Below are 6,125 nucleotides of genomic sequence, written 5' to 3' on the forward strand. Positions count from 1 at the left end.
GGAGGTGGGCTGGTGGTACAGCTCGGGATCGCGGTCGAAGCCGGGGTCGGGGGTGCCGTCGGGGACGATGGCCGTGGAGGTGTAGCGCTGGTTGAGGTCGACGCCGTGCGCGTTGAACTCGTACACCTTGAACGCGATCGCCTCGCGCAGCCGTGCCCGCTGCTTCTGCGCCGCCTCCGTGTCGTCCTTGCGGGCCGCGATGTTGGCCCACAGCTGCTCGGGGGTCTGCGGGGAGAGCCCGTCGAGTGCCTCGAAGACGGGCGCGGTCTCGCCGATGGACTTGTTGGCGCGGGTGACGATCTGCTTGCCGATCGGGGCGCGTTCGGCGGTGTAGGTGTCCAGGAGTCTCGGGGACGCGGTGCCGTCGAGGACGAGCTTGAGCTTCCAGGCCAGGTTGTAGGAGTCCTGGATGGAGGTGTTGGAGCCGAGGCCGTTGGACGGCGGGTGGCGGTGCGTGGCGTCGCCGGCGCAGAAGACCCGGCCGCTGGCGTAGGTCTCGGCGTACATCTCGTTGACGGTCCAGGCGGAGGACGACTTGACGGTCACCGGGATCTCGTCGTCGCCGACCAGTTGGCGCACGATCGTCTCGGCGTACTCGGTGGTCAGGTCGGGGGCGCCGGCCGTCACGTCGTACCCCCACACGATCAGCCACTCGTTCCACGGCCGCACACAGCGCACCAGACCGGCGCCGATGCCGCCGACGGTGGCGCCGGGCGCCAGCACCCAGTACAGGGTGGACGGCCGGTGGGCGGTGTACTTGGTCAGGTCCGCGTCGAAGACGATGTTGATGCTGCCGGCCACGCCCATCTGGCCGCCCATCGGCAGTCCGGCGTCCTCGGCGACCTTGCTGCGGCCGCCGTCGGCGCCGATGAGGTACTTGGCGCGGATGGTGTACTCGTCGCCGCGCAGCCGGTCCTCGACGGTGACCGTCACGCCGAAGTCGTCCTGCACGAAGGACTTGTAGACGGTGCTGAAGCGCAGCCGCGTGCCGCGCGCGACCGCCGCGTCCATGAGCACCGGCTCCATGAGGTGCTGGGGCATGTCGCACATCCGGGTGGGGCTGGCGAGCTCGTGGGCGGCCTGGACGAGCGGGTCGTTGCCCCAGGAGCGGACCCGGCCGAGCTCCTCCCCGGCGAGGCTCGTGCAGAAGGTCGTGTTGCCCATCAGATGCTGCGGGGTCGCCTTCGCCACGACCTCGTCCTCGACGCCGAGGTCGCGCAGCACCTCCATGGTGCGCTGGTTGGTGATGTGCGCCCGGGGCGTGTCGGCCAGGCTCGCGTAGCGGGTGACGACGACGTTCGGCACGCCGTAGGTGCTCAGGGCGAGCGCGGCGGAGGCGCCGGCGGGGCCACTGCCGACGATCAGTACGTCGGTGACGACATCGGGCTCGACGGTGTGCACGGGAACGCTCCAGGGAATGAGAACAGGCGCCGACTCTTCAAGATCGTGTACGCCCGGGCGGCGGCGCGGGTGTCTCAATAAGAGACAGTGCGCCGCAGGGGCCGATGGTTGCGCGTTCAACCGCTCCCGGTAGGGTGAACCCCGCCGTGACCACCGCAGAGCGCCCCGCCGTCCGCCCGACCCTCGCAACGCTGCGCAGGGCCCGGGAGTTGTTCCTGCGGGGCGAGCAAGTCCCGGACGGGGTGCCCGAGGACGTCGTCGCCGCCTGGAAGCGTGCCCGGTTCTTCGGCGTACGGCACGACACCCAGGCCGTCGCGCCGCGCCCTCCTTCAGTACGAGCGCTCGAGCCCCCTTTGCTCACCGCCGCCCGGCCCGTTCTCGACCGGATCGCCCCCACACTCGGCACCGGCCGGACCTCTCTGGTGCTCACGGACGAACGGCTGCGGGTGCTGTGGGCCGGCGGAGTGGGCCCGGGCCGTCCCTGCGCCGACCTCTCCGAGCAGACCGTCGGCCCGAACAGCGCGGCCCGCGCCCTGCACACGCACGGCCGTGCCGAACTGCACGGCCCCGAGCACTTCCTCGACGCCTGGCAGAACGTCTCCGCGGTCAGCGTGCCGGTACGGGCGCCGGAGACCGGACACCTGCTGGGCACGGTGACGGTGGCCTGTGACCTGTGCGCCGGGAGCGCACCGCATCCCGGCGCCCCGCTCGCCGAGGCCGCCGCGCTCGCCGTCGAGGCCGAGCTGCTGTCCCGCTCCAGGGCGGCCGAACGGGCGCTGCTCGACGCCTACTTGCGAGCCGCCGGCGCATCGGGACGCGCGGTCCTGGCCCTCGACGGCCGCAGCAGGCTCGTCAGCGAGGCCGCGGCACGGCTCCTGTCACCCGAGGACCTGGACACGCTGGAGCGGTACGCGGTCGCGCTGCTGCGGGACTGGGGCGGCGGGACGCGCACGGTGCCCGGGACGGCGGTGCCCGCCTCCGGCACCGGACTTGAGGCCTCGTACCGCATCCGTCTGTCAGCCTGCACGGCGACCCTGGCTCCGGTCCTTCACCTGGGCTCGGTGGCCGGGGCGGTCGGTGTGGTCGAGCAGGCGGGACCCGCGAAGGTACCGGCCGCCCCGCGGAACGCCGTCGGTCTGGCCGGTCGTTCGGTGCCCTGGTGCCACGCGGTGGACCGCGCGGTGGAGTTGGCCGGATCCCCTGAACCACTGCTGATCGTCGGCGAGCGCGGTACCGGGAAGACCTCGCTCGCCCGCGAGCTGGTCGCGGACCCCCTGGTCGTGGACGCGGCCGAAGGCGAACTGCCGCGCGTGGTCGGGGCATTGAGGCACGAGGACCGCCCCGTCCTCATCCGCCACGCCGAACGGCTCACCCAACCCGACACGGCCCTCCTCAACACACTGCTCGCCACACGCCCCGACGCGCCTCTTGTGCTCACCTACACTCCGGGCGCACCGCCCGGCCCCTGCCTCCAACGGCTCCTGGACACCCTCGCGGCACGCTCCGTGACCCTCCCCGCCCTCCGCGAACGCCCCGAGGACGTCAGGGAGTTGCTGTCCGCCCTCACCCCCAGGCCCGCTCCCGGCCGGCCGCCGGTGACCTGGACACTGGAGGCGCTGCGCGCCCTGGAACAGCACCCCTGGCCCGGCAATGTCACCGAACTCGCCCATGTGGTGCGCGCGTTGGCGGAACAGCGCCGGGCGACCGGTCCCGTCCGGCGTGCCGAACTGCCGGATGCCGTGCGCGAGGGGCCCTCGGCCCGCCCGCTCACCCCGATGGAACACGCCGAGCGCGCCGCCATCCTGGAGGCGCTGCGCCTGCACGGCGGCAACAAGGCCCGTACGGCGGCGGCCCTGGGCATCGCCCGCGCCACCCTGTACCGGAAGCTGCGCGGGTACCGGAGCTGACGGCGCTCAGTGCCGGGCGAACTGGACCCGGGTCGGCTGCACGACGTTCGACCGGATCGCGATGCCGTCGACGGTGAGCCGTTCGCCGTAGATGTCGGTGATCCTGATCGGGCCCCCGCAGCCGCCGCCGTCCTCGGCGAGGAAGTAGTTGTAGTCGGCGCGGGCCAGTTGCCGCCAGCCACTGCCGGCGCGAACCTCCAGCCGGGCGAGGGGATTTCGGTGGCCGATGACCTGGATGCCGCACCAGTACCGCGTGGACCCGGTCTTGTAGCGGACCGAGAGGGTGCCGACGTCGCCGGGGCTCGCGAGTTCCCAGGTGATCGGGACACGGCCGGCCGAGGGCGCGGCGAGCTTGGCGAAGGCCTGTGCGCTGAGGTCGATCTGACCGACGGCGCAGTCGCCCGGGCACTCGTTGGTGATGCGGACCGTGACGGAGGCACCGCTCGCGGCCCGCACGACCACGTACGCCCCGCACGCCTTCGACCCCTCGTAGTCGGCGGTGTTCATCGCCCCGGTCAGGACGTCACCGCTCGCGTCGTACAGACACGCCCCGGTGCCGTCGGTCTGGTAGAAGGTGGCGACGCCCTGGTGGGTGACGCCCGGGCGGATGCGTCCCGCCAACGGGGCCGTCCCGGAGGCCGGTTGGGCGACCGGCGCGGCGGACGGCTTCGCCGGGTGGGCGGTAGGCGAAGGGGCGGTCGCCGAGGGGGACTTCTTGCCCGCGGTGCGTGACGCGGACGTACTCGGCGATGCTTCGGTCGCGCGAGCTGAGGGAGTCGGTGAGGCCGACGAGGGGGTGACCTCCGCTCCGGTGGCGGGAGTCGGCGCGGCCGAGACCCGCCCGGCGTCGGCCTTGTGGCCGGAGAGGAACACCACCGTCAGGGACGCGACGACGAGCACCACGGCCGCCGACAGGAACAGCCACCGTCTGTGCACCGGACCTCCGTTGCCAGAGTGACAGGAGTGACGATCCTGCCAGAGCCGCGAACGCGGCGGGAGGAAAACCCCGGGACTCGCGCTACCCGCCGCCGCTCACGGGCCGGTACGCGGTGACGGCGACGGTGGTGGTCCAGTCGCCGTCGTCCTTGTCCAGCACCTGGATGACGGCGATGTCGTGGGTGAGATCGTCGCGTACACAGAACCAGGTGCCGGCCGGGACCTGCGGGAAGCGGACGACGGAGACCGGCTGCTGCGCGATGCCGAGGACGCAGCGGGCGGGGGTGAGGGGTGACTGTCCGCCGATGTACGCCTCGCTGGACTTCTGCGGTTCGAACGCGCCCTTGCTGTTGCCGCCCGCATCGGTCGACAGCAGCCACGAGCCGTTCGTGGCGACGCGTCCCCGCGCCAGATCGAAGGAGTGCGCGTCGTCGGGGAGGGTGAGGGGCCGGCCACTGTAGAGCGGCCGGTAGTGCGCGTCGGCCGGGCCCGGTACGGCACCGGGCGTGGACAGGGCCGGGATGTGCCGGTAGAAGTCCAGGCCGACGTCGGCGCCCCAGCCCCCGGTGTCGGTACTGACGACCCGCAGCACGGCCACGTCTCCGGTGAGCCGCCACCGCACACAGAACCAACTGCCCGGCGGCACCTGCGGCCAGTGCACCTCGTCCTCCACCGGCCGACGGGCGACCCCGGCCGCACACTGCGCCGGAGTGATCGGTCCCGGCCCCGCGACATAGGCGTCCGTGGCGTCCTGCAGCGAGAAGCCGCCCCTGCCGTCGCCGCCCGCGTCGGTGGACAGCGTCCACAGCCGCCCGCCCGGCACGCGGTCCCCGGTCATCAGGTCGATCTCGGAGTCGTCGTCCTTCAGAGAGACGGACCGGTTACGGAAGACCGTGCGATATCCCTGGGCGGCGGCCTCGGAAGCCGACGCGGAGGAGCCGGAGCCCTGCGCGGAACGGCCGCCCTGCTGGGTGAGAGCGAACACGACCGCGCACACCAGGAGAACCGCCAGCGACACCGCCCCCACCCTGACCCGGACACCGGAGCGTTTCCGTGCGGCCCGCTCCAGCGCGTCGGTCAGATCGGCCTCCCGGCGGGCGACCCGGGCCGCGACGGCCTGCGGGAGCCAGCCGGCGGAGCGGGAAGGTCCGACCGTGCCGGCAGCGATGATCTGCCGCGGGGTCGGCCGTTGCGCGGGGTCCTTGCGGAGGCATCGTGTGATCAGGTCCCGCAGTCCGTCGTCACCGACGGCGAGGGCGTCCGGATCGGGTTCCTCACGGGTGATCCGGAACGCCACCTCTCCGGCGCCGCCCTCCCCGAACGGGGTCAGGCCGGTCGCCGCGTACGCCAGCAGCCCGCCGAGGGAGAACACGTCGCTCGGCGGGCCGAGGGGGCGGCCCTCGACCTGCTCCGGGGACATGTACGGCACGGTGCCCAACGCGACGCCCGTGCCGGTGAGTTGGGTGCGGTCGGCGGCGCGGGCGATACCGAAGTCGATCACCTTGGGGCCGTCCCGGTCCAGCAGGACGTTCGACGGCTTGAGGTCGCGGTGCAGGACACCCGCGCCGTGGATCGCGGCGAGCGCCTCCGCGATACCGGCGGCGAGCGTCCGTACCGCCGGCGCGGGCAGCGGGCCGGAGGCCTGGACGACGTCCGCGAGGGAGGGGCCGGCGACGTAGGTCGTGGCCAGCCAGGGCCGCTCCGCCTCCGCGTCGGCGTCGACGACGGCAGGGGTGTACGGCCCCTGCACGCGCCGCACGGTGGCGACCTCGGCGGCGAACCTCCGCCGGAACGCCGGGTCCTGGGCGAACTCGGCCCGTACGACCTTCACCGCGACGGGCCGCCCACCACCGGACTCGGCGAGAAACACCTCCCCCATCC

At 73.1% G+C, this 6,125-nt stretch carries 4 protein-coding genes; 1 reads left to right on the forward strand and 3 read right to left on the reverse strand.

Annotation, left to right across the window (positions count from 1 at the left end):
- The coding region (locus GRC12_RS40815) for an FAD-dependent oxidoreductase (RefSeq protein WP_208785501.1) at positions 1-1,401 on the reverse strand (1,401 nt) is incomplete at its 3' end.
- Between the two features lie 146 nt (positions 1,402-1,547).
- On the opposite strand from GRC12_RS40815, the gene GRC12_RS40820 reads away from it, so the two are divergent.
- Positions 1,548-3,308 (forward strand): helix-turn-helix domain-containing protein, encoded by a 1,761-nt coding sequence (locus tag GRC12_RS40820; protein ID WP_439959941.1) that lies wholly within the window; start codon positions 1,548-1,550, stop codon positions 3,306-3,308.
- A gap of 6 nt (positions 3,309-3,314) precedes the next feature.
- On the opposite strand, the gene GRC12_RS40825 is transcribed toward GRC12_RS40820, so the two are convergent.
- Both GRC12_RS40825 and GRC12_RS40830 read right to left on the reverse strand, forming a co-directional pair.
- The gene (locus GRC12_RS40825; protein ID WP_208785503.1) at positions 3,315-4,244 is read right to left on the reverse strand and encodes an expansin EXLX1 family cellulose-binding protein; all 930 of its coding nucleotides are present in this window, start codon (positions 4,242-4,244) and stop codon (positions 3,315-3,317) included.
- Between the two features lie 82 nt (positions 4,245-4,326).
- Positions 4,327-6,125, reverse strand: a 1,799-nt coding sequence (locus GRC12_RS40830; protein WP_208785504.1) for a serine/threonine-protein kinase, incomplete at its 5' end; no start/stop codon positions are given.

It is taken from the genome of Streptomyces griseorubiginosus (assembly GCF_017614965.1).
Classification (GTDB): domain Bacteria; phylum Actinomycetota; class Actinomycetes; order Streptomycetales; family Streptomycetaceae; genus Streptomyces; species Streptomyces griseorubiginosus_B.